Consider the following 25290-nt stretch of genomic DNA (forward strand, 5'->3'; position numbering starts at 1 on the left):
GGTCGGTGTGCCTCCATCACACCGCACGTGTCGAGGCAATTACCGGCAACTCCCGCAGTCCCCGCACCAACGTGCTGGTCCGCCAGTGCAGATCGGCCGGATCGACCGCCAGGCGCAGCGACGGGAACCTCGCCAGCAGCCGGCCGATCGCGATCTCGCCCTCCAGCCGGGCCAGCGGCGCGCCGAGGCAGTAGTGGATGCCGTGCCCGAACGCCAGGTGCCCGCCCGCGGGGCGGGTGATGTCCAGCTCGTACGGGTCCTCGAACCGGGCTTCGTCGGCGTTCGCGGCGAGCAGCGACACCATGACGAACTCGCCGGCCGGGATCTCCACGTCGCCGACGGTCACCGGCTCGGTGGTGAAGCGCAGCGTGGCGATGTGGATCGGGCTGCCGGTGCGCAGGAACTCCTCGATCGCGCCCGGCAGCAGCGACGGGTCCGTGCGGAGCAGTCGCTCCTGTTCGGGATTGCGCAGCAGCGAGTACACCGCGTTGCCGAGCAGGTGCACGGTCGTCTCGTGGCCGGCGAACAACAGCAGGAACGCCATCGCCACCAACTCGTCCTCGGACAGCCGGTCGCCCTCGTCGGACACGTGCACGAGATCGCTGAGCAGGTCCTCGGCCGGCTCGGCCCGCTTGGCCCTGATCAGGTCCCGCAGCAGCGCCGACTGCTCGCGGGCCGCGGTCGCGAGCGGCTCGCCCGTGACACCGGAGACGAACACCCGGCTCCACGCCCTGATCCGCGAGCGGTCCTCGTGCGGCACCCCGAGCAGCTCGCTGATCACCGCGATCGGCAGCGGGAACGCGAACGACTCGATCAGGTCCGTCTCGCCGTCGACGCCGTCCAGCAACTCGTCGGTGATGCGCTCGATCTGCGGCCGCAACCGGTTCACCGCGCGGCTCGTGAACGCCTTCGTGACGAGCTTGCGCAGCCGGGTGTGGTTCGGCGGGTCGTCGTTGAGCATGTGCTCGGACAGCCGCGTGATGTAGCCGCCGGCCGTGCCCGGCGGGAACAGCTCCCGCGCGCGGTGCACGTTCTTGCTCAGCCTGCGGTCGTCCAGCAGCGCCCGGGCCTCGGCGTGGTCGGTGACCAGCCAGCCGGGCACGCCGTCGGGCATCACCACCCGCCGCAGCGGCCCCTGCCGGCGCAGTTCGCGGTACAGTGGCCACGGATCACGGATCCACGCCTTGTCGAGCTCCACGCCGTCGATGATGCCAGCGGGTCACGGTGCACTGGCCGTTTCGACCGGCAAACCTGCATCCTCCTTCACCAGTTTCATGGTCAGGTGTGATGTCAGGCGGGCCACCCCCGGGAGCAGCGACAGCGTCTCGGTGTGGAAGCGCTCGTACGCGGCGATGTCGGCGACCGCGACCCGCAGCAGGTAGTCCGGGTCGCCGAACAGCCGCAGGGCCTCCACCACCTCGGGCAGCTCGGCGATGCGCCGCTCGAAGTCGGCGACGGTCGGGCGGTCCTCCTGCGCCATGACCACGCTGACGAACGCCTGGAAGCCGCGGCCGACCGCGGTCGGGTCCAGCAGCGCCCGGTAGCCGCGGATCACACCGTCCTGCTCGAGTCGGTTCACCCGGCGCAGGCACGGCGACGGGGTGAGGCCCACTCGCTCGGCCAGCTCGGCGTTGCTGAGCCTGCCGTCGCGTTGCAGTTCCCGAAGGATCTGCCGGTCGATTCGATCCACTTCGTTATTCAAACATCCGGACGGTTCCGGATTCCGTGCCCAGGTGGGCAGGTCACGTCCCGCGGCCGGACATCCAGTGCCACCCGTCCCCTAGCCGGCCGGGGATTCCGCGTGCAGGTAGGAATGCAGCAGAGCCGCGGCGGTCAGCATCGACTCGGCGCGCCGGGCCAACTCCGCGTGCCGCTGCGCGATCGCCGCCCGCAGCGCGTCCCGGCTGCCGCTGCGGCGCAGGTCGTCCAGGATTGGCCGGATCTGTGGCAACCCGTGCATGCCCTGCCGCAGCATCAGGATGATCCTGGCGTCGCGGGTCTCCCGCGGCCCGTACGTGCGGTAGCCGGTGGCCGGATCCCGTTGCGGGGTGAGGAGTTCGGCGTCCTCCCAGACACGGAGCGTCGACGTGCGGACGCCGAGGTGCGCGGCGAGCTCGCCGATCTGCATCGCCGCGCGGGCCGGCGGCTCGGTGTCCACGACCGTCTCCAGCGCATCGGCGGTGAGCTTGAGGGCCTCCCGCTGGCGGTGCAGGTCGGCGTGGCCGGCGTCGATCATCGCCAGCGCCTGGGCGGCGTCGCCGGCGTGGATCGCGCGCATGATGTCCCCGGCGGCGTTCCACCCGTGCCCCTCGGCCAGCGCCCGGTACGCCAGCAGCGCCTTGCGATGACGGTCGTCGAGCTGGCGGTAGCCGGTGGCGGACCGGGTCGCCGGCGGCAGCACGCCCGCGTCGAGGTAGTTGCGGACCTGCTGCGGCGAGATGCCGGCGAGTCGGGCCAGGTCAACGGGTCGGTTGAGGGTTTTCCGCACGTCTCTCCTGGTCGTCGTGGAAAAGTCTGCTATAGACGGTTCAACGATACGCTTGAAGCCATGGAATTCGTCCGGGTGATGGGCGCCCGTGAGCACAATCTGACCGGCGTCGACGTCGACTTACCCAAGCGGGTGATCACCGTGGTGACGGGTGTGTCCGGCTCCGGCAAGTCGTCGCTGGTGTTCGACACGATCGCGGCCGAGGCACAGCGGCAGCTGCACGAGACACTGCCGGCCTTCGTGCGCAGCTTCCTGCCCCATCGGTCGCGGCCGGACGTCGACATCATCGAGCACCTGCCCGCGGTGGTTCTCGTCGACCAACGGCGGCTGGGCGGCGGGTCGCGGTCGACGGTGGGCACCATCACCGACATCGCGCCCCTGCTGCGGCTGATGTTCTCCCGTGCGGGCGACCCGTACATCGGGCCGGCGGACTCGTTCTCGTTCAACATGCCGTCGGGCATGTGCCCCACCTGCGAGGGCCTCGGCGTGGTCACCGACGTCGACCTCGCCGTCTTCCTCGATCCGGCCCGATCGCTGGCCGACGGTGCGCTGCTGGCGCCGGCGTTCAAGGTCGGCACCTGGCACTGGCAGATCTTCGCCAACCGGTTCGACGTCGACAAGCCGGTCGCTTCCTTCTCGGAGGCGGAACGGCACGACCTGCTGTACGGCGAGGGTGGGACCGTCGAGGTGGAGAACCTCGGGCAGCGGATCAACGCCACCTACGAGGGCGCGGTGGTCAAGTTCCGGCGGCTGTACGTGCGTAAGGACACCGCCGACCAGGCCGAGCGGACCCGCCAGATGGTCGCCCGGTTCACCACGTCCGCCACCTGCCCCGACTGCGGCGGCACCCGGCTGTCGCAGTCCGCGCTGGATTGCCGCATCGACGGCCGCAACATCGCCGAACTGTCCTCTTTGGAGGCGGTCGAACTGCTTGCGGTGCTTGAGGGTTTCGACCTGCCGGAGATCGCGCCGGTGTTGACCGGCCTGCGGCAGCGAGTCGGGCACCTCGTGGAGATCGGGCTCGGCTACCTGTCTCTGGACCGCGCCACCGACACCTTGTCCGGCGGCGAATCCCAGCGGATCAAGATCGTCCGCCAGCTGGCCAGCACGCTGTCGGACATGCTGTACGTGTTCGACGAGCCCAGCATCGGCTTGCACGCCCGGGATGTCGGCCGGCTGACGCGGCTGCTGACCACGTTGCGGGACAACGGCAACACCGTCCTCGTCGTCGAACATGACCGCGACGTGATCACCGCCGCCGACCATGTGGTCGACGTCGGACCGGGTGCGGGCGGCGCCGGCGGTCGGATCGTCTTCAGCGGAACCGTTGCCGCGCTTGCCGATTCCGGCACGGTCACCGGTCGGTACCTGAAGGAGCGGCCGGCGCTTCGGACCCGGGCGCGGAGGCCGACCGGGTGGTTGCCGCTTTCCGGCGTCACCCTGCACAACCTGCGCGACGTCAGCGTGGACATTCCCACCGGGGTGCTGACCGCCGTCACCGGCGTCGCCGGTTCCGGCAAGTCCTCCCTGATGTACGGCGCTTTCCGCTCCCGCTACCCCGATGCCGTCGTCGTCGACCAGTCAGCTCCGACAGCGAACCGGCGGTCCAGCGTCGTCACCTACACCGGCGCCATGGACCACATCCGGAAGGCTTTCGCCAAGGCCAACGGTGTCAGCCCCGCTCTGTTCAGCGCCAACTCCGCCGGCGCTTGTCCGGAGTGCGAGGGCGCCGGCGTGATCGTGACCGACCTGGGCTTCCTGGCCGGGATCACCACCGTTTGCGGCTCGTGCGAGGGCCGGCGCTATTCCGCCGAGGTGCTCGGCTACCGGCTCGGTGGGATGTCCATCAGCGACGCGTTGGACATGACCGTCGGCGAGGCTGCGGAGTTCTTTGCCGTCCACCGGTCGGTGGTGTCGATTCTACGCGGGCTGGTCGACGTCGGTCTGGAGTATCTCCGCCTCGGGCAGCCGTTGCCGAGCCTGTCCGGTGGCGAGTGCCAGCGGATCAAGCTCGCATCCCACCTGCACCGCTCCGGCGCGGTCTATGTGCTGGACGAGCCCACCACCGGTCTGCACATGTCCGATGTGGACCGTCTTGTCGGCGTGTTGGACCGGCTGGTCGAGATGCATGGCGCCAGCGTGATCGTGATCGAGCACAACCTGGACGTGATCGCCAGAGCGGACTGGGTCGTCGATCTCGGGCCCGAGGGCGGCAGCGCCGGCGGCCAGGTGCTGTTCTCGGGACCGCCGGCCGATCTGGTCGCGTTCGACGGATCCCACACCGCCGACGCGCTGCGGAAGGCCATCCGATGATCGCGGAGTCGGCTCGCCGCGTTGCCGCTCTGCTGGACGCCCATCCCGTACGGGGGACCGGTGGGTATCCGATCGGGGAGGTGGTTCGCGGGTTGGACGCCGAACTGGCGGAGCTGCGGAAAGCGGTGGCGGAAAGTCCCGGGCCACTGGGGGACATCGCGCCGCAAGTGGCGTTGTTGATGATGTGTATGCAGCACGTGGTGGTGCTGTTCCACGGGTTCGAGGACCTGCCGGACTCGATGAGGGCGCAGGCGCGTCGGGAACTGGCGACAGCGCACCAGACGGCACGGAAGTTGCGGCGGTGATTGGAGGCCTGCTGTCACGGTTGGGTTGATTCAGGTCTTTCGCGGTGTGGGCTGGGCCGATTTGGTGTGGAGCCTCTGGACGATGGCCTACGAGGGGCATTTCCGGGGCAGGCTCCGCCTGCCCCTCGCGCGGTGAGCTTAGGCCATCGTCCACCTCCACACAAAATCGGCCCAAGTGCATTGTTGGGGTGGTGGGTTGGCGGTTGTCGGTCGCTGTGGAGTTGTCAAAGAACCGGGGGTCAGTATTCGAATGGGCGGGTCGCGTAATGGCGGCCGGTGGGGGTGGTCCAGTGTGAGGTGCCGTTAGGGTCCCTGGTCACGGTGTAGTTGTCGTGTTTGCGGTGGTGGTGCCAGCGGCAGAGGCCTTGGAGGTTGGCGGGCTCGGTGTCGCCCTGTGGCCAGGGGGTGATGTGGTCCAGCTCTTGGATGGGGCTGGCGCAGCCGGGGGCGGTGCAGGTTCCGCCGGCGGCCACGTGGGCGAATTCCTTCATCAGGGTGGTGGGGCGGTAGGTGTCGGTGGTGATGGCGGTGGCGTGGCGGTACTGGTCGAGGAGGATGCCGCGCCAGGGGCCGTGCATGGCCAACTCGCGGGCGGCGTCGGCGGCGATGGGGCCGTAGCCGGCGAGGTGGCCGGGGTTGTTGGTCAGGCCCATGAGGGTTTCCATGGAGAGGGTGACGAAGGTCCGGACGTTCCAGTCGCGGTTGGTCCCCCGGAGGCGGTCCAGCAGGACATCGGAGCGTTTCTGGTCGGTGGTGCGGTCGTCGGCAGGGAGGGCTTTGGCGTCTTTGCAGAGTTGTTGGAACACCACGTGGGCGTCGGCGGCGGGCAGGATCCAGGTCAGTTTGGCCATGCCGTCCGGCAAGGGCGAGAACTCGACCCGGCGGTCTTTGGTGGCTTTGCGACAGCGCTGCTCGTAGCCGTCGGGGTCGGCGTGGGCGACCAGGGCGGTGGTCTTGCGGCACAGTTGGGTCTGGTTCAACCCGGCGGCCACACCGACCAGGGCGTCTTCGACCTGGGTGACCAGGTCGGGGGACAGGTGCTGGACCCGCTCTCGCACCGCGTCCAGTCGGCGGAAGTCCAACTCACCACGCCTTAGCAGCTCGGCCAACCGAGGTAGCGTCTCCAGGACTTCGCTGGCTTCCTTGCGCCGGGCCACGGTCTGCTCGGGTTCGGTGAGGGCCATGGCCAGCTCGGTGATGTCGTCGATCCGGCGCAGTGCGACCAGCTCGACCCACTCGGCAAAGGCCTTGATCTTCCGGGCGAGAATGGACGCCGTCACCAACTGGTCGGTGTCCAGCCTGGCCCAGTCCACACCCATGATCACATCGAACAGGTCCCCGCTGGGTTCCTGATTCTCTAGTTCACGGGTGAGTTCTTTCATGTCTCCAGAATACGCGCGGCGAAGATCGAACTCGAATCACTAACGGGTGATTGTTTCATGCATAATCGGCGCACCGTAGGGTTTCATGCATAATCGCGCCGCCGCCACCCCGCCATCGACACCGAACACCTAAGCGTGGATTTTGTGTGGAGGTGGACGATGGCCTAAGCTCTCCGCGCGAGGGGCAGGCGGAGCCTGCCCCGGAATTGCCCCTCGTAGGCCATCGTCCAGAGGCTCCACACAAAATCCGCGCGACCTACATATGTAATACCCTTACCTATGCGTCAGTCGATACCCGAACTGCGCCGTGAACTCGGCGGTCAACGCGAAGCGGTCGCCGCGAACCCGCGTCTGCCGCCACTCGATCGCCCGCCCCTGCGACAACCCGAGGCGGTTGATGGCGAACAACGCCGTCCCCGCCGGGCACCGTAGTTGCGCGGTCTCGGCCGGACTCGGCACGACGGCATGGACGTCCTCCTGGCCGGCGTCGAGGCGAACGCCAGTGCGGGAGGCGAGTTCGCCGTAGAGGCTGGTGTGCCGGAAATCGGCGTCGAGCAGGGGGGAGGCCACCGAGAAGGGAAGCCAGACGCGGTCGATGGCGAGGGGCTCGCCGCCGGCCAACCGTAGCCGCTCCAGGTAGACCAACGGAGTGGAGCCCTCCAGGCCCAGGCGTTCGGCGACCAAGGCGTCGGCCCGCACGTCCAACACCCGAACCACCGAGTCCTGCGACAACCCGGCGGCCTCGACGGAGGCGAACAAGCTGTACAGGGCGCCGAGGGGCTGGTGGATCTCGGGGACGGGGGCGACCCGGGGTTGGCGGCCGCGTTTGGCGACGACGACGCCGTCGGCGCGGAGTTGGCGGAGGGCCTGTCGCACGGTGGAGCGGCTGACGTCGTACTCCTCGACCAGCGCCAGCTCGCCGGGGAAGTGGTCGGCGAACTCGCCGGCGGCCAGTCGGTCGAGCAGGGAGTGCTGGAGCTGCTGCCACAGCGGTGTCGTCCCGGATCGGTCCAATGTGCGCCCCACCACGGGAGGAACGCTACCGGTTGCCTAATGTTCGGACATCTCGTAGCGTAAATGTACGGACATTAGGAGGTGGTCATGGCCCGGACGATCGTCGCGGCACCGCAGACGCACGTCGCGAACCGCATTCCGGGCCTGGCTGTGACCCTGCTGGTGGCGGCCGTCGCCACCGGCCTGGGCCTCCTCGCTCCCGTGGTGGGCGGACCGGTGTTCGCGATCATCCTGGGCGTCCTTGCGGCCACGGTCGTCAAGCCGCTGCGGTCGAGCCGGCTCGCGCCGGGATACGCCCTGGCCTCGAAGGGCGTCCTGCAGCTGTCCATCGTGGTGCTGGGCACGGGCCTGTCGCTGCAGCAAGTGGTGCACGTGGGTGTGTCGTCGCTGCCGGTCATGCTGGGCACGCTGGCGGTGGCGCTCGGCGGCGCCTGGCTGCTGGGCAAGTGGCTCAAGGTCGGCACGGACACCAAGACCCTGATCGGCGTCGGCACGGGTATCTGCGGCGCGTCGGCGATCGCGGCGACGACGGCGGTGATCAAGCCGAAGGACACCGAAGTCGCCTACGCGATCGGCACGATCTTCACCTTCAACATCGCGGCGGTGCTGCTCTTCCCGCCGCTGGGCCACCTGCTCGGCCTGAGCCCGCACGCCTTCGGCCTGTGGAGCGGCACGGCCGTCAACGACACCTCGTCGGTGGTCGCGGCGGCCTACGCGTACGGCGGCGACGCCGGCCCGTACGCGATCGTCGTCAAGCTGACCCGCAGCCTGATGATCATCCCGATCGTCATCGGGCTGGCGTTCCTCAAGGCCCGCCGGGACGACGAGGTGCACCTGCCGTGGCACCGGATCGTGCCGCTGTTCCTGATCGGCTTCGTGGTCGCGGCGGCCACCGACACCGCGGGCCTGATCCCGGACAGCTGGCACCCCGCGCTGTCCACTCTCGGCACGTTCCTGATCACGACGGCGCTGGCCGGCATCGGCCTGTCCCTGCGGTTCGCCGACATGCGCAAGGCCGGCACCCGTCCGCTGCTGCTGGGCGGCCTGCTGTGGATCGCTGTCGCCGCAAGCAGCCTCGGCCTTCAGGCCCTCACCGGTCTGTAGGAATCGCCGCCACAGCCTCGATCTCCACGGCGAACTGCGGCGCGGCAAGCTGCGTGACGACCATCAGCGAGTGCGCCGGGAACTCCCCGTCCGGATACCACTCCGCGAAGACCTCCGACCGCGCGGCGCGGCTGCCGGCCAGGTTCTCCACGCCGGCGATCAGCGACAGGAACTTGACGATGTGCTCCGGTCCGCCGCCGGCCGCCGCGAGGAGCTCCCGGATGTTCGCCAATGCCTGCCGCGTCTGGCTTTCCGCGTCGGGCCCGGCCAGGGCGCCGTCGGGCAGCAGCCCGAGCTGGCCGGACACGAACACGAGCTCGTGCCCGGCCGGCACGGCGGCCAGGTGGCTGTACTGCCCGGCGGGCGCGGCAACCGACGGGGGATTCCAGCGACGGATCATGATCGGAGCCTAACCCGCGGCTCGGCGGCGCCGCCTAGCTTTCCCACAACTCCAACGACCGAGCGCCGACCAAGGCGCCGATCCGGCCCAGCGCCTCGTCCACCGGCATCGAATCCAGCCGCCGGCCGTCCCGCAGCCGCAACGCCACCTCCTCGTTGGCGACCTCCTTCGCCCCGATCACCGCCTGGTACGGCGCCAATCGCGACTCCCGGATCCGCGCGCCGAGGGAACCCCGTTCCACCCCAACGACTTCAGCCCGCAACCCGAGGTCCAAGCACCGCTGCGCCACCGCCGCAGCCGCCGGCCACTCGTCGTCCGACACCGGCAGGACAGCCAACTGCACGGGAGCGAACCACGCCGGGAAAGCGCCGCCGTGCACCTCGATCAGGTGCGCCACCACCCGTTCCATGCTGCCGATCAGGCTCCGGTGCACCATCACCGGCCGGTGCCGCGCCCCGTCCGCCCCGATGTAGCTGAGGTCGAACCGCGCCGGCTGGTGGAAGTCGACCTGCACGGTGGAAATGCTCGACTCCCGCTCGGCGCTGTCGGCGATCTGGATGTCGATCTTCGGCCCGTAGAAGGCGGCCTCGCCGGGAGCCTCCTCGTGGTCGACGCCGGACAGCACCTCCCGCAGCAGCGCCTCGGATCGTTGCCACATCTCGGGATTGTCCACGTACTTGCCGCCGTCCCCGCGTAGCGACAGCCGATACCGCACGGGCTTGATTCCGAGGTCCCGGTGCGCCCGCTGGATCAGCTCCAGCGCCGCCCGCGCCTCGCGGAGAACCTGGTCGGGGGTGCAGAACACGTGCGCGTCGTTGAGCTGGATGGCCCGTACCCGCGACAGCCCACCGAGCACGCCGGACAGCTCGGCGCGGTACATGCCGCCGATTTCGGCCATGCGCAAGGGAAGTTCGCGGTAGCTGTGCGCCCGTGACCGGTAGATCAGCGCGTGGTGCGGGCACAGGCTGGGGCGCAACAACATCTGCTCGCCGCCGACGTCCATCGGCGGGAACATGTCGTGGTTGTAGTGCGACCAGTGCCCGGACTGCTCGAACAACGCGCGTTTGCCCAGCACGGGCGAATAGACGTGCCGGTAGCCGGCGCGGCGTTCGAGGTCGCGCACGTACTCCTCGAGCACGTGTCGAATCGCCGCGCCGTCGGGCAGCCAGTACGGCAGACCAGCGCCCATCAGCGGGTCGGTGTCGAACAGACCCAGTTCACGGCCGAGCTTGCGGTGGTCCTGCATCGTGGTCTCCTCGTCCAGAAGGGGAGAGTGACCACAAAGCGAAAGCCCCGGGGCACTCGCCCCGGGGCTTTCGCTTGTACGTGGATCAGCGCGCCGGGACTGTGTCCGGCGTCGTCGTGACGTTGGCGCGCTGCATGTCAGTCACAGTAGCACGTCGTCAGCACGACCGCGGCCGCACTTCCGCCGCGCCGCGACGGCTCGCCCGCCGCGATGACCCGGCCGCCCGGCTTGAACTCCAGGCCGGAGGCCACGCCGATGGTCGGCGCGATCTTGATCGTCGGATCCAGCGGTGACGTGTCGTTGATCGTGAACGTCTGGCCCAGCGCCTGCAGCCCCGGCGTGGTCGCGGCGGCGATGAACGCCGGTTCCGCCGTGGTGGCCGCCGTGTTGCGCTGCGACGCCCGCGGCGCGGCGATGGCGTCCTCCAGCCGCATGCCGAAGTCGATCCGGTTGACCAGGATCTGCAGCACGGTGGTGATGATCGTGGAGCCGCCGGGCGAGCCGACCGCGAGGAACGGCTTGCCGTGCTGCAGCACGATCGTCGGCGACATGCTGGACCGCGGACGCTTGCCCGGCGCCGGCAGGTTCGGGTCCGGCGCGGAGCCCTGGGTCGGCGTGAAGTTGAAGTCGGTCAGCTCGTTGTTGAGCAGGAAACCGCGGCCCGGCACGACGATGCCGCTGCCGCCCAGCTCCTCGATGGTGTTGGTGTACGACACCACGTTGCCGAAGGCGTCGGAGACCACGAAGTGGTTGGTGTGGTTCTCCTGGTCGCTGCTGGACGCGGCGGTCGTGCTGGCGCAGCTGCCCGGCGAGGCGGGGTTGCCCGGCGCGACCGGGCTGGTGCCGGCCTTGTTCGGGTCGATCAGGCAGGCCCGGCTGGCGGCGAACTGCGGCGACAGCAACTGCTGCTGCGGCACCGAAACGTAGCGCGAGTCGCCGATGTAGCGGTTGCGGTCGGCGAAGGCCAGCCGGCTCGACTCCAGGTAGTGGTGCAGCGCCTGCACCCGGTCCATGTTCTTGAGGTCGAAGTTGGACAGGATGTTCAGCGACTCGCCGACGGTGATGCCGCCGCTGGACGACGGCGCCATGCCGTACACGTCGTAGCCGCGGTAGTTCACGTGCGTCGGCGCCGTGTCCAGCGCCTGGTACGAGCTCAGGTCGGACAGCTGCATGGGGCCGGGGATGGGCTTGAGCGTCGCGCCCGGCGCCAGCGGCAGATGCTGCACGGCGTCCACGAGGTCACGCCCGATCGAGCCGCCGTACAGCGCCCCGCTGCCCTTGCGGCCGATCTCCCTGTACGTGTCGGCCAGATCCTTGTTGCGCATGGTGGAGCCGACCACCGGCAGCTGGCCACCGGGCAGATACTGCGCGGCAGAGGAGGAGAACTGCGCGAACCGGGCGGCGTTCTCCCTGGTCAGCTCCTGGAACGTGGCGTCGACGACAAAGCCGCGGTCGGCCACCTCCTCGGCCGGCCGCAGGTCGTCGGCCAGGCTGAACCGGCCCCAGCGCTGCAGCGCCCGCTGCCACGTGGCCAGGTTGCCCGGCACGCCCACGGACAGGCCGCTGGTGACGGCCGTCGGGAACGCGTAGGCCTTGCCCGTCGCCGGATCCACGAACATGTTCTGGCCGTCGGCGGCCGGCGTGGTCTCGCGTCCGTCTATTGTGGACACTTGATGGGTGCGGGCGTCGTAGTACACCAGGAATCCGCCGCCGCCGATGCCGGCCACGTACGGATCGGTGACGCCGAGCGTCGCGGCCACCGCGACCGCGGCGTCGGCGGCGGTGCCGCCCCGGCGCAGCACGTCGATGCCGGCCTGGGTCGACTCCGGCGTGTCCGAGACGACCGCGCCGAAGTAGCCCTGTGCGACCGCGTGCTTGACCGGGGCGGGTCGCGCCGAGCCCGGCGCCGCGCCGGCCACGAGGGTGAGGCCGGCCATGAGCCCTACCGACAGTACCGAGCTGACGCTGCGGCGTAGTCGCATGGCGATCCTTCCGCTCTTCGAACAGATCTCCATGTTCTACTCGCCCACTTGCCGTGCTGGCCAGGCTTGCGCCCGGGTCACGCTGCGACAAACCGGTGAAGGGTGCGGGGACCGTCTACTTCAGACGGACTTGAGCAGGATCTCGGCGAAGCGTTCGGGCTGCTCCAGGTTCACGATGTGGCCCGCGTCGGACACGGTCACCAGCTCGGCCCGCTTGGCGTCACCGACGATGCGTTCGACCACGTCGGCGATGTCCGGCGAGTCGAGGTCGGCCAGCACCACGGTGATGGGCATCGCCAGCTCGGCCAGCCGGTCGATCGCACCGACCTCGACCGGCCGGATCCGCCAGCCGGTCCCGTGCCGGGAGACGGTGTCGGTCTTGATCCGCTCGCAGCGCGCCCGAACCTCCGGGTCGACCTGCCCCGGCGCGCGGTGCGGCCCGTCCACCCACATCCGCAGCAGCGCGTCGACGACGTCCTCGACGCTCTGGGCGGCCTGGAGTCGCTCCAGCTGGTCGAGGATGAACGGGTCCTTGAACGTCATGCCGCTGACCCCGGGGGAGTTCAGCATCAGCCGGTCGACCCGGTCCGGCCAGGCCAGCGCGAAGTCGACGGACGTCCGCGAGCCGAGGGACATGCCGACCAGGCTGGCCCGGTCGATGCCGAGCCCGTCCAGCAGCAGGCGCAGGTCGTCGTGGTTGGCGTACGGCTCGGTGGCCGTCGAGGACTGGCCGTGGTTGCGCGCGTCGTAGCGGACGACCGTGTGTTCGGCCGTCAGCAGCTCGAACTCACGGTCCCAGGTCCTCGAACTCAGAGCGCCAGGGTGTAGCAGCACGACCGGGCTGCCCGTGCCCGCGATCTCGTAGTGGATTTCGCCACCGTCAACTGTGATCCGCCCCAGAGCCACTCGACCAGGTTAGACCGGTAGGCGCTTCCCGAACGGGCTGAACCTGTGCGTGTCCGCGCGCGTACCCACTGGTGACCGACTACGAGAGGGCGCAGAAGTGAGCCGGGCCGCGAGTACCCCGTTCGACCGCGCGATGAGCGCGAGCACCGCGCTTGTGGTGTCCGCGATCGCCGGCGTGGTGCTGGGCATGGCGTTCGTCAAGATGCCGCCCCCGGCCACCACGGACTTCCAGGGCCAGCAGGCCCCCGTGCAGACGACGACATCGACCGGTCCCGTGGCGCCCGCGCCCGTGATCCACACGAGCGCCGGCCGGCCGTCGCGGTCGTCGTCGTGGCCCACCGCCACGACGACGACCACCAGCACGACCACGTCGACGACGACCACGGGCACCCGGCCGACGAAGACGTCCAAGCCCAAGCCGCCGAAGCCGACGAAGACGACCGGCGGCACGTCCACCACGACGACGACCGACGACGGCGGGCTACTCGGCCCGATCCTCCCCGGCCTCGGCTGACGGCTTCGTGAACCGTTCCCACGCGGACTGCCTGGTCATGCTGAGTTTCTCGCCGATGCGCACCCAGGTCACGCCGCGCCGGCGCAGCTCGCCGACCCACTGGTCCAGGCCGGCCTCCACCTGGGCCATGGTGCCGGCGATGCGCGGGAGCTTGTCGAGCATCTCCTGGTCGGACAGCTCCGCCCACTCCGGCACGCGTCCCGCCGACTTCTCCTCGGCGAGGACCTTGTTGCACAGCTCGACGCAGTTGTCGCAGATGTAGACGCCGGGGCCGGCGATCAGCTTGGCCACGTGGTCCTCGTCCTTCGTGCAGAACGAACAGCTCAGCACGGTGTCCCTCCCCATTCATGTCAGGTTGTGCCTGACACGCTAGCGCGGGAAGGGGCGGTTTGTCAGGTAGCTCCTGACAGTTTTATCGGACGAGTTGCGGCCGGGCGTGCTGCACGCGCAGGAGGTCGGCGACGACCATGTCCGCGATCAGCCGCTGCTCGTCGTCGAGGTCGGCCGGCGGCCGTGGCGGCTCGACGCCGTCATCGAGGGCGCGGGCCGCGTCGGCGGTGAAGTCGGCCAGCGCGGGGGCGGTGTTGCCGAGCCGGAACAGCGCCAGCGACGAGGCGGCCAGGCCGCGCAGGCCCTCACCGGCCTCGTCCAGCGCCTCCTGCTGGTCGGTGGCCGGCGCCTTGCTGCCCGGCGCGGGCGCGACCAGGTTCTGGTGCGCCCGTGCGGCGTCGCGGAAGCGGACGCCGACCGTGCGGCCCAGCACCTCGTCGCCGCGGAGCAGGTTCGACACCATGCGCAGCAGCCGCTGGAGTTCGGTCGTCGCGTCGGCGAACCGCGCGCTCAGCGGCGGACGCGGCACGCCCGGCACCGCGAGGAAGCCGAACAGCAGGCCGATCGCGACGGCCCCGGCCATCAGCAGCACGTACTCGATCAGCGTCGAGACGGGGTCGAGGTGCTTGGTGGACGCGTTCAGGCCGACGCTGAGAAACACCATGCAGCCGTTGAACAGCATTGGCTGGGCCTGCATGAACGGGAAGCCGATCAGCAGCGCCACCAGGGCGACCGGCATCAGCGCCGACTGCGGCAGCAGCCACAGCACCAGCGCCAGCGCCGCCGCGCCGGCCAACGCGCCACCGACCCGTTGCCACGCCTTGTCGAGCGTGTCGCGCCACTCGGGCTGCATGATCGCGAACGTGGTCATCAGGAACGAGACGGTCAGCGGGTCGCCCGGCCGGAACGCGGCGATCGTCAGCGCGATGGTCATGCCGAGGGCGCAGCGGATCGCGTGCCGTAGCTGCGCCGAACGCCACGAGAAGGCGCCTTCCAACTCGCGGCGCAGCGCCTGGCGAACGAAGTGCCGGGGGAAGTTCGACGTGGACCGGTCGCGAGTGGTGACGGCATCGTGCACAGTGTCGATCAGGCGCCACAGATCGTCCACGAGCCGCTCGGTCGCGCCGGGCAACGCAACCTTGGGGGGCTTGCGTTCCACCGGCGGCAGATCGTCCGGAGTGGACTTCGCCTTGACGGCCTCCGCCAGCGTCGCCATCTGGTCGTTCGCCGCTTGGATGACCTCGCCCAGCGCCGCCGACTGCTCGGCCGGCAGCGCCTGCAGACGTCCTTTGAGGACACCCATGGTGGCCCCGAACCGTGCCCCGGCGCTGAGAACACGGGATTGCCACACTCGGGGCCGGTCCGCCAGCCACACCCTGGCCGCCCGCTCCGCCGCGCCGGTGGTGCCCGTGAGGGCAGCCGCCAGCGCCACCCGAGTCGGCTTGTCCGGGTCGCTCGCGCCCATCAGCATGCGCAGGATGATCACCACTGCCACCGCGATCGCCGGCGCCGCGATGATCTGCCAGCCGCTCGTGCCGCCGGTGAGCTGATAGCCGTAGCCGAAGACCGAGGCCATGCCCAGGCCGAGGCCCACCGTCACGAAGCGCGTCCCGAACACCGGCAGCAGCGCCGCGACGAACACCACGACCACCAGCGCCGCGATCGCCGCGATGTGCGACACCTCGCCCAGCAGCCTCGGCAGCGCACCGCCGATGATCACCGCCGGGGCGAACGCCGCCAGCAACTTGAGATCCGCTCGCAGCGGGCCGCCGTTGGCCGCGATGAAACAGAACAGCGCCGTCAGGCCGGCCAGGATCGTCACGCCGCCCAGCCCCAGCACGGCCCCGACACCGGCCGCGCTGCCCACGACGATCACGATCACCACGAGCATGCCCGCGCCCTGCGCCAGTGCCTTCACCCGCCGGAATCTATCGGGGCCGGTGGGTTTCCGGAGCGACGCCCCACCGGCATGGAGCCGAGGGTGTACGTGAGTGGCTCACGTCGTCGCCGGAGCGAAGCGAGCCACTCACGTACCGGCGGGGGGCGGGCGAGGGGAGGCTGGGGCGGGGGTGTTGCGGGCGGTCAGCTCGCGGCGAGCCAGGTGTTGCTGAACTGGGTGCCGCCGCTGATCGCCGACGTGGTGTCGATGGTGCGGCCGTGGCGGACCATGTTGATGGCCTGCGGGCCGGCGGTGCTGAGCGGGCGGCCGTTGACGCTGACGTTGGTGTAGGTCACCGTGCCGAAGTTGGCCAGGGCGGAGGGGCCGTTGGGGTAGATGGGCGTCTCGGTGATGACCTCGGCCGACACGTCGCCGGCGCCGGAGCAGGCCCGCTTGTCGGGCTGCTCGGTCCAGCCCTGGGTCTCGTCCCGCAGGTACAGCCGGTAGGTGCCGTTGCCGTTGTCGGTGACGGTGGCGTCGATCTTGTCGCCGGCCCGCACGGGGTGGCCGTAGTCGATGATGTTGTAGCAGGGGTAGGTCTCCCACCAGCCGGTGTGGACGGCCCTGCCGTTGCGGCACAGCACATGCGTGCCGGTCTGCTCGACGTTGTCGTTGCCGTCGCCGTCGAGGCCGACCCAGAACACGACCTCGCCGCCGGTGCGGCAGTCGACCGACGGCTCGGTCCAGCTGGCGGAGACGGTGCTGTAGGTGCTGGAGTGCGCGGAATAGCCGCTCCAGTGGTCGTTGGTGCGGGTCGCGGTGGTGCCGTCGGAGTGGCCGGCGGGCGCGCCGACGGGGCCGGCGTGCGCGGGAACGAGCAGGGACGTGCCGAGAACCAGAGCGATCAGGGGTACGCGCATGGCAGGGAACTCCGTCCAAAGATGCAGGGGACACGGACGGTAAAGGCGCGGATCGAATCAGGACAAGCGCGGCTCCCGCATTGCGGGAAACAGTGTTTCGGGCACTCGGCTATTCTGTTCGAAACTGTTAGTCCCATTCCCAGCGCAGGCCGTGGATGCCCGGCTCGACGTCGAACAACGCCAGGTGGGCGTGCGGGGCGCCGCCGAGCATGAGCTCGCGGACATCGCGCCGGGTGTTCTCGATGGTGGGCCGCGTGGTGGCGTGACAGCGAACGGGCATGGCCGCCGGATGGAATTCAATCTCCAGCAGATAACTGCGGGTCGCGTACGGCAGCCGCCGGTCGTAGTCGGTCATCGGCTCGGGTTGTCCGCCGTGCTGGAGCGCGCATTCGATGACGGCCGTGTCGCCGCGGTCGATGACGCGGTCCAGCATCACCTCGGCGACGAGGAAGCCGGCGCCCTCGTCGATGCGGACCCGCCCCGGCCAGCCGCCGCGGGCGACGGTGAGCCTCGGCGTCCGGCCCAGCTCCCGGCCCTGGAAGATCACCAGCGCCCGGTCGACCCGATCCCGTTGCGCACGAATGACCTCGGTGATCGACAGCTGGATCGGGCGGCGGTGCTCGTCCAGCTGGAACCGGTCGTGCACGGACAGCAGGCACAGGCGTTCCTCGTCCAGCGAGCCCAGCTGCGCCATCACCCGGTCCAGCCGGTGCGCCTCGTTCCACAGTCGCCCGCGATCGATGCTGACGGCCACGTGCGCGCGGCGAGGACCCCTCGGCCGCGGCGGGGCCAGCAGCGCCGTCAGCGAACCGGCCGGCATGTCGAGGATGCCCTCCAGCAGCTTCACGGCCTTGATCGACTCGGCCCGTTCCGGCTGGCTGCGGCCCCGGCTCCAGTACGACAGCGTCACCGAGCTGACCACCACGCCCCGGTCGACCAGCTCGTGCTGCACCTGCTCCAACGTCAGGCCCCGCATCCGGATCGCCGTCCGCAACCCGTGCGCGAACGACCCCGACTCCAGCGCGGCGGCCAGCTGGCGGTCCATCCGCCGACGGTAGAGCCCCCGCGCCGCCCCCGACCAGGGCCGACCGTCGGATGTCGAACTCGGCGAGTCACGCTTACAGACACACCGAATGTCGGTTTCGGGCAGACAAGATCTCCAGGTCGTCGAGGGTGGCGGAGCGGACCTCCCGCAGCGGCACCGTCGTCGCCAGGGCGGCGAGATGCCCCGAAGGGGCGTGGATGTCGTGCAGGTGCACGGCGGCAGCAGGCCACCGCGGCACGGCGGTGGCGACGACGGAGCCGCTGACGTCGAGCCGCTTGGGTGGGGCGCGGAGGCCGAGGCCGGTGAGCTTCATGGCCGCTTCCTTGCGGGTCCACGCCGACACCAGCCACGGGGCGCGTTCCGCCAACGGCAGGGCATCGAAGTGACGGCGCTCCTCGCTGGTCAGGCACGCGCGGGCGAGGCCGTCGGGATCGGGGGCGGCGCGCAGGTCCTCGATGTCGACGCCGACGAGCCCGCTGCCGGTGACGGCCATGATCACCCAGTGTTCGGTGTGGGAGACCGAGTAGTCGATGCCGGCGTCACGGAAGCGGGGGCGGCCGTGCCGGGCACCGGTGTCGCAGTGGTTGCAGGTGCGGTCGGTGACGATGTCGGCGGGCGGGATCCCGAGGTAGTGCGAGCCGACAAGTCGTTGCGTGGCCCGGGAAGTGACGAACGTGTCGCCGGCCGGCGTGCTGGCCAGCTTGGCGGCGCGCTGCCGCTCCTCCTCGTCCAGCATGGCCAGCCAGCCGGCGCGGGGACGCACCGGCACCAGCCAGACATGGACCTCGCCCGGGTTCACGGCGTCAGCTGCGGGGTCGGGACGAGTGCCGCGACGGCCGCGGTGAGCTGGCGGTCCTCGTCGTCGACGGTGACGTCCGGCAGCACGCCCCGGTTCTCCAGCACCTGCCCGTCCAGCACGTACCGGAACTCGGGCTGGGTGGTGACGGTGCCGTCGACGAGCCCGTGCCGCGGCCACGTGGCGATCACACCGCCCCAGGTCCGCCGGCCGACGATCGGGCCGAGCCCGAGGGACCGGAAGCCCTGCGCGAAGATCTCGCCGTTGGAGCCGGTGTGCTCGTTCACCAGCAGCGCCATCGGCCCTCGTGGGGCCTCCGGCGGGTACGGCGTCGGCAAGCTCCACCGGCCGGTCTCAGTGCCGAAACGCCTGCGTGCCAACCGGTCCAGCAGCAACGGTGCGATCTGGCCGCCGCCGTTGAACCGGACGTCGACGATGAGCCCCTCGCACTCCAGCTCGGTCAGGAAGCCCCGCACGAACTCGGCGTAGCCGCCGGCGTTCATGTCGGGCACGTGCACGTACCCGAGCTGGCCGCCGGACATTTCCCTGACGGCAGCGCGGTTTCCGTCGACCCAGTCCCGGTAGCGGACGGCGGCTTCGCTGGCCAGCGCCTTCACCGTCACGGAACGGCTGACGCCGTCGCGGACGAGGGTCAGCTCGACTTCGCGATCGGCTTGGCCGACAAGGAGTTCGCCCGGGTTGGTCACCGGCTGGCCGTTGATCGCGACGAGCTGGTCGCCGACCCGGATGTCGGCGCCGAGACGGTTGCACGGCGAGGTCGCGCGCGGGTTCCACGGGTCGCCGCGCAGGATGTCGCCGATGCGCCAGGCGGAATCCCAGTCCACGCCGAGGAAACCCTGACCGTGGTTGGGAGTCGGCCGGTACTCGCCGCCTCGTTCGTACGTGTGCGAGGTCCCCAGCTCCGCCTGGAGTTCCCACAGCAGGTCCGACAGCTCCGCCCGGGTGGCGACCTTGTCCAGCAGCTTCGCGTACCGGTCGTGCATGGCGTCCCAGTCGACGCCGTTCATCGCCGCGTCCCAGAATCCCTCGCGCTGCAGCCGCCACGTCTCGCGGAACATCTGCCGCCACTCGGATTCCGGCTGCACGGCGACCTTGATCCGGGACAGGTCGATCTCCTGGGCTTCGTCGTCCTCGGCGATGTCCTCGGACTTCACCAGGTGCACGGCGCCCTCGTGGCGGTAGAGCAGGGTTTCGCCGCGGGCGTCGGTGCTCAGCTCGTCGACGGGGCTGAGCACGTCCAACTCGACCTCGCCGGTGGTCAGGTCGACGAGGGTGGCGATGCCGTCCGGTGTGGCCTCGGGCTGGTCGATGTCCGGCGCGGCGAGCGGCACCGAGTGCAGCAGTACCTTGGCGGGCAGGCCGACGATCTTGACGTATCGCCCTTCCGACACGGGAAGCGGCAGCACGCGGTGGTCGATGCCGGCGAAGTCGATCTCGACCTCAGCGAGGGGTTCCCGGACAGAGTGCTCGAAGGGCGGCGGCTCCTCGGTGCGCAGCGTGATCAGGTACGGCCGGCCGGCATAGGGAAAGCCGAGGTCGAACTGCACCTGGTCGTGGTCGACAGCCAGGTCCCGCTGTCCGACGAAGTACAGGTACCGTCCGCCGGGATCGAAGGCGGGCTTCGAGTCCCGCAGTACCGGCTCGGTGACCTGGACAGTGACGCCCTGTGCCGGTTCCGCGACCTTGATCGCCGAGGTGCGGGGCGTCAGCGGGAAGGTGTACGCCAGCCAGCGCCCGTCCGGCGACCACGCCAGGTCCTCGATCCGCTCGTGCGGGCTGTGGTCGAGCAGCCGTGGCTGTTTCTCGTCGACGTCGACGACCCACAGCTGCTGGCGGTTCGTGGCGAACGCGACCATGCCGCCACCGGGGGCGGCGGCGAGTTCGGTGATGGTGCCGACGGATCCGATGTGGACGGTGGTCTCGCCACCAGCGAGCACGACCAGCCGCTCCTCTGGCTCGGAGTCGCCGGCGACCGCGACCAAGCGGCCGTCGGAGAGCCAGTCCAGGAGCCGGTAGCGCACGCCATCCGCGGTGCCGTGCTGGCGAACCGGGCCGGTCCGCGGGGCCATGGTGTACGCCTTGCCGCGTACGCCCACGGCCACGGACTTGCCGTCATGGCTGAGACGGGCGTCTTCGAGGTGGGCCGAGGCCGACACGATCCGCCGGGCGCACTGCGACCGCGAGCCGATGACCTCGACGGGAAGGCGTTCGTCCAGCAGGAAAAGCTCGGCACCGGCGTGGTGCACCAGGCGCCGGCCGTCGGACGAGAGGTTGCGGGCGTAGTACTCGCGGTGATCGGTGTGCCGGTGCAGATCCGTGCCGTCCGGGCGGCACGAGTACACGTTGCCGACGCCCTCGTGATCGCTGATGAAGAAGATCCGTTCCCCGACCCAGCACGGGTTGGCCAGGTTGCCCGGCAGCGACAGCAACGGCGTCAAAGGTCCGTCCACCGTGGAGGAGGTCCACAACTCACCGGCGAGGCCACCACGATAACGCTTCCACCGCGCCGGATCCGCTGTGTTCCGGCCGACCACGACCCGCCCGTCCGGACCGAAGGCGATGGCGTCGGCCATGCCCGGCCGCAGGAGCCGGGGCAGCCCACCAGTAGGCGACACGGCGAACAAACGGAAGCCGAAACCCGCCGGCTGCGAGGCCGTCGAGGCGTAGATGATCTCGCCGGTGGCGGGGTGCCAGCCGACCGTCACGCACCGCGCCGCCTGGTACGTCAACCGACGCGAAGGCCCGCCGGTAGCAGGCATCACGTACAGCTCGGACGGCCCGTCGTCGGCGCCGATGAACGCCACCAGCGAGCCGTCCGGCGACAGCCGGGGGCGGCTGGCCTCCGACACGCCGGCGGTCAGCCGCCGCGCGCTCCCGCCGCCGACCGGCACCGACCACAGGTCGTCCTCACAGGTGAAGACGACGGTGTCGCCGGCGATCGTCGGGAAGCGCAGGTATCCGGTCACGACAACCCCTGCACTCCCGCTCGAACCCGGTCGGCGATCTCCTGCCGGCGGGCCCACTCCCGCTCCTTGCGACTACGCACATCTTCGCGGGTCACCGTCCAGTAGCACGCCGTGCGCCACTGGCCGACCGTGTAGGAGTCGTACTCCGCCCGAACCTGCGCGTTGGCCTCCAGCTCGCTGGCGGACAACATCATCGTGTTGTGCGACAACACCTGGTTGATGATCACGTCCATGTGCAGCTGCTCGCGCAGGTACTCGTGCGCCGCCTCCACCGCCTTGAAACCGAAACCGCTGCGGTAGCGGGGAAGCACCGCGAACGACAGCTCGCAGGTCTGGCTGCGCCAGTCGATGGACGTGATCCACGAGAAGCCGACCACCTGGCCCTTCGACCCGCACATGGTGAACAGCCGCTTGGTGTGGTGCTGCTCGGCGATGGTCCGCCGCATGCCGTCGGCCAGCGCGCGGTCGTCGGCCGACATCGCGAAGTCGTTCAGGTTGGTCTGGTACTTGTTCTCCCGCAGCAACTCCGTGCGGATCGGGATGTCCGCCTCGGTGAAGTGCCGGACCGTCATGAACGGCACGAGTCCGCCCTCCCCACGTAGACCAGGACGTCCTGCCAGTCGTAGTTCTGCCAGCGGTGTCGTGGCAGCACCCCCACCTGCTCGAAGCCGCAGGCCGTGAAGCCGGCGGCGGCCACGGCGCCGTCCGGCACCATCGCCACGAACGTCGTGCACCGCTGGTAGGTGGTCAGGAACTCCAGCAACGCCCGCAGCGGTTCCGGGTCCGCCGAGGTGCTGGCCACGTAGGCCTGACGCGGCTGATCGGCGTTGGGCGCGAAGCCGACCAGCGTCTCGCCGGCGCTGAACAGCTGAGCCTCCAACGCCTCCAGCTCGGCGGTCAGCAGGGCGTCGTTCTGGGTCACGGGATCGAGGCCGAGGAAGCCGCGGGCGGAGTCGGCCGAGGCACGCAGCTCGGCGACCGCAGCATCGGGGTCGAGGCGTTGGATCTCAGTCATTGCGCACCGCTCCCCAGATCTCCCGATCCACCGGCCGGCCGTCCAGCCACGTGCCCTCCGGCACGACCGCCTCCCGCCGGAACCCGACATCGGCCAGCAAGCCGGTCGGCGGGTCGAGCACCGGCGTCACCCAGCCGTAGACGCGGCTCAGATTGAGCGTCCGGAATCCGTGCTCCACCACGGTCTTCAGCAGCACGTCCAGGCCCTCGACGCTGTGCAGGCCGAGCTCGACGCGGGCGCGGCGGTGCACCCAGTCCAACGACGTGTACCGCACGAAGCCGAGACCGGGCGCGATGCAGAGCTCCTGGCTGGGGTCGGTGGGCGGGGGCACGCGGGTGGGGGAGGCGAGCGGGGGCCAGTCGGCAAGGGGCAGCCCGAGGAGCTCGCCCGCCAACCACGGGCCGGCGAGCAGGTCGGCGTCGCCGCTTCGGTATCCACGCAGTCTCATGAGATGGGCTCCCAGATCTGGGCGAACGACACGTATCCGTAGCGACGGCCCTCGTGCACTGTGACGGCGCCGAGCGTGCCCTCCTCGCGCAAGCCGGCGGAGCGGGCGAAGGCCAGGCCACGGGAGTCGAACTCGTCGAAACGCAGCGCCAACCGCACCACCTCGCGCCGCCAGCTGTTGGCGCGCAGCAGCTCCTGGAAGGCCGACTGCCACCAGGCCAACGGAGCCGAAGCCGTCAACCGCATCTGCATGCTGTAGTGGCAGGCGTTGTTGGCCTCGGACTCGACGGCGTAGAGGCCGACAACTGAGCCGTCGGCGAGCAGGACGTGCGTGTCCTCGTCGAGCAGGGAGAGTATCTCCCACTCCGGGCGGGTGTCCGGGTCGCCGGTGCGGAAGTAGAAGTCCGGTTCGGTGTACAGCGCCAGCACGGCGTCCCGGTCGGCGTCCGAGTAGGGCCGGCTCGACCAGCGCGGCAGCTCAGTTGTCGTCATGGCCCGTCCCGATGGTGAGGCGTTGGATGTTGCTGGTGCCGTCCATGAACTCGAAGGCGTGCACGTCCCGGCACCACTTCTCCAGCAGCGGGTGCTCAAGCAGGGCACCGGGTTCGAGCGCCGACTCGGCCCAGCGCGCGGTCTCGATCGCCAGGTGTGTGGCGTGCAGCTTGCCGACGGACGGCGCACGGCGGTCGTCCGGGTTGTTGTCGACATCGTGAGCACAGTCGAGCAGCAGTTCCCGGGCGGCTTCCAGCCTCGTCGCCATCAGCGTCTTCCACTGTGGACGGAGAGCGTGCACGTAATCGCTGATCGCCAGGGCAACGCCGAGGGCCTGCGCGCCGATCTGCAGCCGCATGACGTTGAACGTCCTACTGGCGCCCCAGATCCCGCGCCGCGAGGCCGGCAGATGCGCGCCCAGCAGCGCCTCTCGGTCAAGCTCCACGCCGTCGAACGTCATCTCGCCGAGCGCCGCGCCGCGCAGGCCGAACATCGTCAGCGCGCGGCCGGTGTAGCCGGGGCTCGGGTTGCGCACGATCACCGCGCGGATCGACAGCGGGGTAGGGCCGGTGCGCGCGAAGACCACGCCGATGCCGCCGCGATGAGCGTTGGCCACGTACTTCTTACCGCCATGCAGGCGGAAGTCCTTGTCCAGCCGGGTCTGCATGGCGGTGGCGTCGCTACCGCACCCGGGCTCGGTCATGCCGAAGAACGTCCACGGCCGCTCGTCGGCCAGCACACGGTAGAACGCCTCCTGCTGCGACGGGCTGCCCAGCGCGTCGACGGCCAGGCCGGCGAGCGAGGGGGCGCGGCAGATGTTGAGCACGCCGGCGTCGCCCCGGGAGAACTCGATGTTGGCGGCCGTGCGCGCGAGGCACGTCTCCGTGTACAGCTCGGCGCATTTGGGCAGGTCGGAACCGCGGAACCGGGGCGGCGTTGCGATGTCGCGGATGACGTCCAGCGCGGGGATGTCCGGCGTCGAACCGGTGTCGACGGCCAAGGCGTGTGGGCGCAGCTCGGCCGCCAGTTCGGCGGCGAGGCCCTGGAGTTCGTCCAGCGAAGTCATGCGGCACCGACCCAGCAGTTCGCGGTGAGCCGGGACAGGTGCACGCCGAACATCGCGCCACCATCGACGAAGCCACTGGCCCCCAGTAACTTCGCGAGCTCCCAGTCCGCTGCGGTCAAGCGGTTGTGCACGTCCCGGACGGCGTCCGGACAGTCGTCGGCGACGGCCAGCGTGCGGCGGGCAGCCTCGGCGGCGACATGTGCGTCGGCCAAGGCGCCTTGCACGAGTTGCTTGCCGATGGTCGGTTCGCCGCCGACGGTGCGCCCGGACAGATGCTCGACGACCCGCCCAGCGAGCCGCCGGGTCAGCCCGAGCCGAACCCCGGCCAGCCGCGCCGCGATCGCCGTCAGCTCCGGACCCGACCGCGGCTCCGTGCGCACGAAGCTGACGCCCTGCTCCTCGCGCAGCACAGTCGCGCCCGCCGGCACGGAAACAGAAGGCACCGCGGCCACCCGGCCGGGTGCGTTGTCGAGGCCCGCGCCGCTGAGTGCGAGGCCGGCGGAAAGGCCGTCGTCGTGGCCGGCCCGTTCGCATTCCGCGATGGTGTGGCGCATCGAGTTCCTCCGGACGCGAGTATTCGGGGGAATGCGCCGGAAGTGAACCGGCGCATTCCCCCGGAAAACGAGGCGAGACTCGGCGGTGCGACGAGCGGGAATCGC

At 70.1% G+C, this 25290-nt stretch carries 25 protein-coding genes; 4 read left to right on the forward strand and 21 right to left on the reverse strand.

Translation table 11 applies throughout. The features are described 5' to 3' along the window. Positions 1-16: 16 nt before the first annotated feature. From BJ998_RS34695 to BJ998_RS34705, 3 genes are all read right to left on the reverse strand, one after another. Entirely contained in the window at positions 17-1198 is a 1182-nt protein-coding gene (locus BJ998_RS34695; RefSeq protein WP_312890469.1) for a cytochrome P450 family protein, read from the reverse strand. 21 nt (positions 1199-1219) lie between these two features. After that, a complete protein-coding gene (locus tag BJ998_RS34700) occupies positions 1220-1690 on the reverse strand; it encodes an Lrp/AsnC family transcriptional regulator (RefSeq protein ID WP_184867525.1) in 471 nt (156 codons plus the stop codon). A gap of 90 nt (positions 1691-1780) precedes the next feature. Beyond that, entirely contained in the window at positions 1781-2488 is a 708-nt protein-coding gene (locus BJ998_RS34705) for a MerR family transcriptional regulator (RefSeq protein ID WP_184867526.1), read from the reverse strand. 60 nt (positions 2489-2548) lie between these two features. On the opposite strand from BJ998_RS34705, the gene BJ998_RS34710 reads away from it, so the two are divergent. Next, positions 2549-4801: an ATP-binding cassette domain-containing protein gene (locus BJ998_RS34710; protein ID WP_184867527.1), complete on the forward strand. Its 2253-nt coding sequence runs from the start codon at positions 2549-2551 to the stop codon at positions 4799-4801. Continuing rightward, entirely contained in the window at positions 4798-5106 is a 309-nt protein-coding gene (locus BJ998_RS34715; protein WP_184867528.1) for a hypothetical protein, read from the forward strand. Before BJ998_RS34710 ends, BJ998_RS34715 begins: the two co-directional genes overlap by 4 nt. Before the next feature lie 239 nt (positions 5107-5345). On the opposite strand, the gene BJ998_RS34720 is transcribed toward BJ998_RS34715, so the two are convergent. Then, positions 5346-6488, reverse strand: coding sequence for an HNH endonuclease signature motif containing protein (locus tag BJ998_RS34720; RefSeq protein ID WP_184867529.1), 1143 nt, complete (start codon positions 6486-6488; stop codon positions 5346-5348). A gap of 273 nt (positions 6489-6761) precedes the next feature. Next, entirely contained in the window at positions 6762-7517 is a 756-nt protein-coding gene (locus tag BJ998_RS34725) for a GntR family transcriptional regulator (protein ID WP_184867530.1), read from the reverse strand. 72 nt (positions 7518-7589) lie between these two features. On the opposite strand from BJ998_RS34725, the gene BJ998_RS34730 reads away from it, so the two are divergent. Beyond that, positions 7590-8606 (forward strand): YeiH family protein, encoded by a 1017-nt coding sequence (locus tag BJ998_RS34730; RefSeq protein ID WP_184867531.1) that lies wholly within the window; start codon positions 7590-7592, stop codon positions 8604-8606. Here the strand turns inward: BJ998_RS34730 and BJ998_RS34735 are convergent. The 4 genes from BJ998_RS34735 to BJ998_RS34750 form a co-directional block, all read right to left on the reverse strand. After that, positions 8593-9006: a RidA family protein gene (locus BJ998_RS34735; protein ID WP_184867532.1), complete on the reverse strand. Its 414-nt coding sequence runs from the start codon at positions 9004-9006 to the stop codon at positions 8593-8595. The genes BJ998_RS34730 and BJ998_RS34735 overlap by 14 nt on opposite strands. A gap of 34 nt (positions 9007-9040) precedes the next feature. Further along, on the reverse strand, positions 9041-10270 hold the full coding sequence (thrS, locus tag BJ998_RS34740; protein ID WP_281393403.1) for a threonine--tRNA ligase: 1230 nt from the start codon (positions 10268-10270) through the stop codon (positions 9041-9043). A 119-nt stretch (positions 10271-10389) separates the two neighbouring features. Next, positions 10390-12189, reverse strand: a complete 1800-nt coding sequence (gene ggt, locus BJ998_RS34745) for a gamma-glutamyltransferase (RefSeq protein WP_246488714.1) — start codon at positions 12187-12189, stop codon at positions 10390-10392. Positions 12190-12354: 165 nt separating this feature from the next. Beyond that, a complete protein-coding gene (locus tag BJ998_RS34750; RefSeq protein WP_184867535.1) occupies positions 12355-13140 on the reverse strand; it encodes an alpha/beta fold hydrolase in 786 nt (261 codons plus the stop codon). 133 nt (positions 13141-13273) lie between these two features. On the opposite strand from BJ998_RS34750, the gene BJ998_RS34755 reads away from it, so the two are divergent. Then, positions 13274-13654 carry a hypothetical protein gene (locus tag BJ998_RS34755; RefSeq protein ID WP_184867536.1) on the forward strand — a complete coding sequence of 127 codons (381 nt, stop codon included), beginning with the start codon at positions 13274-13276 and terminating at the stop codon, positions 13652-13654. Here the strand turns inward: BJ998_RS34755 and BJ998_RS48775 are convergent. The 12 genes from BJ998_RS48775 to BJ998_RS34815 all read right to left on the reverse strand — a co-directional run bounded on the left by BJ998_RS48775 (position 13622) and on the right by BJ998_RS34815 (position 25185). Then, entirely contained in the window at positions 13622-13999 is a 378-nt protein-coding gene (locus BJ998_RS48775) for a ClpX C4-type zinc finger protein (RefSeq protein ID WP_184867537.1), read from the reverse strand. The genes BJ998_RS34755 and BJ998_RS48775 overlap by 33 nt on opposite strands. A gap of 67 nt (positions 14000-14066) precedes the next feature. Then, entirely contained in the window at positions 14067-15902 is a 1836-nt protein-coding gene (locus BJ998_RS34765; protein ID WP_312890470.1) for an FUSC family protein, read from the reverse strand. Between the two features lie 164 nt (positions 15903-16066). Then, positions 16067-16783, reverse strand: coding sequence for a G1 family glutamic endopeptidase (locus BJ998_RS34770; RefSeq protein ID WP_184867538.1), 717 nt, complete (start codon positions 16781-16783; stop codon positions 16067-16069). Between the two features lie 127 nt (positions 16784-16910). Then, positions 16911-17828: a hypothetical protein gene (locus BJ998_RS34775; protein ID WP_184867539.1), complete on the reverse strand. Its 918-nt coding sequence runs from the start codon at positions 17826-17828 to the stop codon at positions 16911-16913. Positions 17829-17901: 73 nt separating this feature from the next. Beyond that, positions 17902-18627: a 4'-phosphopantetheinyl transferase family protein gene (locus tag BJ998_RS49310; RefSeq protein ID WP_184867540.1), complete on the reverse strand. Its 726-nt coding sequence runs from the start codon at positions 18625-18627 to the stop codon at positions 17902-17904. Further along, positions 18624-21611 (reverse strand): S41 family peptidase, encoded by a 2988-nt coding sequence (locus tag BJ998_RS49315; protein WP_184867541.1) that lies wholly within the window; start codon positions 21609-21611, stop codon positions 18624-18626. Before BJ998_RS49315 ends, BJ998_RS49310 begins: the two co-directional genes overlap by 4 nt. Beyond that, positions 21608-22183 carry a GNAT family N-acetyltransferase gene (locus BJ998_RS34790; RefSeq protein ID WP_246489813.1) on the reverse strand — a complete coding sequence of 192 codons (576 nt, stop codon included), beginning with the start codon at positions 22181-22183 and terminating at the stop codon, positions 21608-21610. Before BJ998_RS34790 ends, BJ998_RS49315 begins: the two co-directional genes overlap by 4 nt. Beyond that, on the reverse strand, positions 22180-22626 hold the full coding sequence (locus BJ998_RS34795) for a GNAT family N-acetyltransferase (RefSeq protein ID WP_184867543.1): 447 nt from the start codon (positions 22624-22626) through the stop codon (positions 22180-22182). Before BJ998_RS34795 ends, BJ998_RS34790 begins: the two co-directional genes overlap by 4 nt. Next, the gene (locus BJ998_RS34800; protein WP_184867544.1) at positions 22619-23074 is read right to left on the reverse strand and encodes a GNAT family N-acetyltransferase; all 456 of its coding nucleotides are present in this window, start codon (positions 23072-23074) and stop codon (positions 22619-22621) included. Before BJ998_RS34800 ends, BJ998_RS34795 begins: the two co-directional genes overlap by 8 nt. Beyond that, positions 23071-23565, reverse strand: a complete 495-nt coding sequence (locus BJ998_RS34805) for a hypothetical protein (protein WP_184867545.1) — start codon at positions 23563-23565, stop codon at positions 23071-23073. Before BJ998_RS34805 ends, BJ998_RS34800 begins: the two co-directional genes overlap by 4 nt. Further along, complete coding sequence (locus BJ998_RS34810; RefSeq protein WP_184867546.1) at positions 23552-24631, reverse strand: acyl-CoA dehydrogenase family protein; 1080 nt, start codon at positions 24629-24631, stop codon at positions 23552-23554. The genes BJ998_RS34805 and BJ998_RS34810 overlap by 14 nt, the downstream gene beginning before the upstream one ends. After that, on the reverse strand, positions 24628-25185 hold the full coding sequence (locus BJ998_RS34815) for an acyl-CoA dehydrogenase family protein (protein WP_184867547.1): 558 nt from the start codon (positions 25183-25185) through the stop codon (positions 24628-24630). The genes BJ998_RS34810 and BJ998_RS34815 overlap by 4 nt, the downstream gene beginning before the upstream one ends. Positions 25186-25290: the final 105 nt, after the last annotated feature.

It is taken from the genome of Kutzneria kofuensis, assembly GCF_014203355.1.
GTDB lineage: Bacteria > Actinomycetota > Actinomycetes > Mycobacteriales > Pseudonocardiaceae > Kutzneria > Kutzneria kofuensis.

What these genes read in the sequence shown, in the direction of transcription:
- BJ998_RS34710 (WP_184867527.1), top strand. Translation starts at nt 2,549, where the DNA reads ATGGAATTCGTCCGGGTGATGGGCGCCCGTGAGCACAATCTGACCGGC.
- BJ998_RS34715 (WP_184867528.1), top strand. Translation starts at nt 4,798, where the DNA reads ATGATCGCGGAGTCGGCTCGCCGCGTTGCCGCTCTGCTGGACGCCCAT.
- BJ998_RS34720 (WP_184867529.1), bottom strand. Translation starts at nt 6,488, where the DNA reads ATGAAAGAACTCACCCGTGAACTAGAGAATCAGGAACCCAGCGGGGAC.
- BJ998_RS34730 (WP_184867531.1), top strand. Translation starts at nt 7,590, where the DNA reads ATGGCCCGGACGATCGTCGCGGCACCGCAGACGCACGTCGCGAACCGC.
- BJ998_RS34735 (WP_184867532.1), bottom strand. Translation starts at nt 9,006, where the DNA reads ATGATCCGTCGCTGGAATCCCCCGTCGGTTGCCGCGCCCGCCGGGCAG.
- ggt (WP_246488714.1), bottom strand. Translation starts at nt 12,189, where the DNA reads ATGGCCGGCCTCACCCTCGTGGCCGGCGCGGCGCCGGGCTCGGCGCGA.
- BJ998_RS34755 (WP_184867536.1), top strand. Translation starts at nt 13,274, where the DNA reads ATGAGCGCGAGCACCGCGCTTGTGGTGTCCGCGATCGCCGGCGTGGTG.
- BJ998_RS48775 (WP_184867537.1), bottom strand. Translation starts at nt 13,999, where the DNA reads ATGGGGAGGGACACCGTGCTGAGCTGTTCGTTCTGCACGAAGGACGAG.
- BJ998_RS34770 (WP_184867538.1), bottom strand. Translation starts at nt 16,783, where the DNA reads ATGCGCGTACCCCTGATCGCTCTGGTTCTCGGCACGTCCCTGCTCGTT.
- BJ998_RS34775 (WP_184867539.1), bottom strand. Translation starts at nt 17,828, where the DNA reads ATGGACCGCCAGCTGGCCGCCGCGCTGGAGTCGGGGTCGTTCGCGCAC.
- BJ998_RS34790 (WP_246489813.1), bottom strand. Translation starts at nt 22,183, where the DNA reads ATGACGGTCCGGCACTTCACCGAGGCGGACATCCCGATCCGCACGGAG.
- BJ998_RS34795 (WP_184867543.1), bottom strand. Translation starts at nt 22,626, where the DNA reads ATGACTGAGATCCAACGCCTCGACCCCGATGCTGCGGTCGCCGAGCTG.
- BJ998_RS34800 (WP_184867544.1), bottom strand. Translation starts at nt 23,074, where the DNA reads ATGAGACTGCGTGGATACCGAAGCGGCGACGCCGACCTGCTCGCCGGC.
- BJ998_RS34805 (WP_184867545.1), bottom strand. Translation starts at nt 23,565, where the DNA reads ATGACGACAACTGAGCTGCCGCGCTGGTCGAGCCGGCCCTACTCGGAC.
- BJ998_RS34810 (WP_184867546.1), bottom strand. Translation starts at nt 24,631, where the DNA reads ATGACTTCGCTGGACGAACTCCAGGGCCTCGCCGCCGAACTGGCGGCC.
- BJ998_RS34815 (WP_184867547.1), bottom strand. Translation starts at nt 25,185, where the DNA reads ATGCGCCACACCATCGCGGAATGCGAACGGGCCGGCCACGACGACGGC.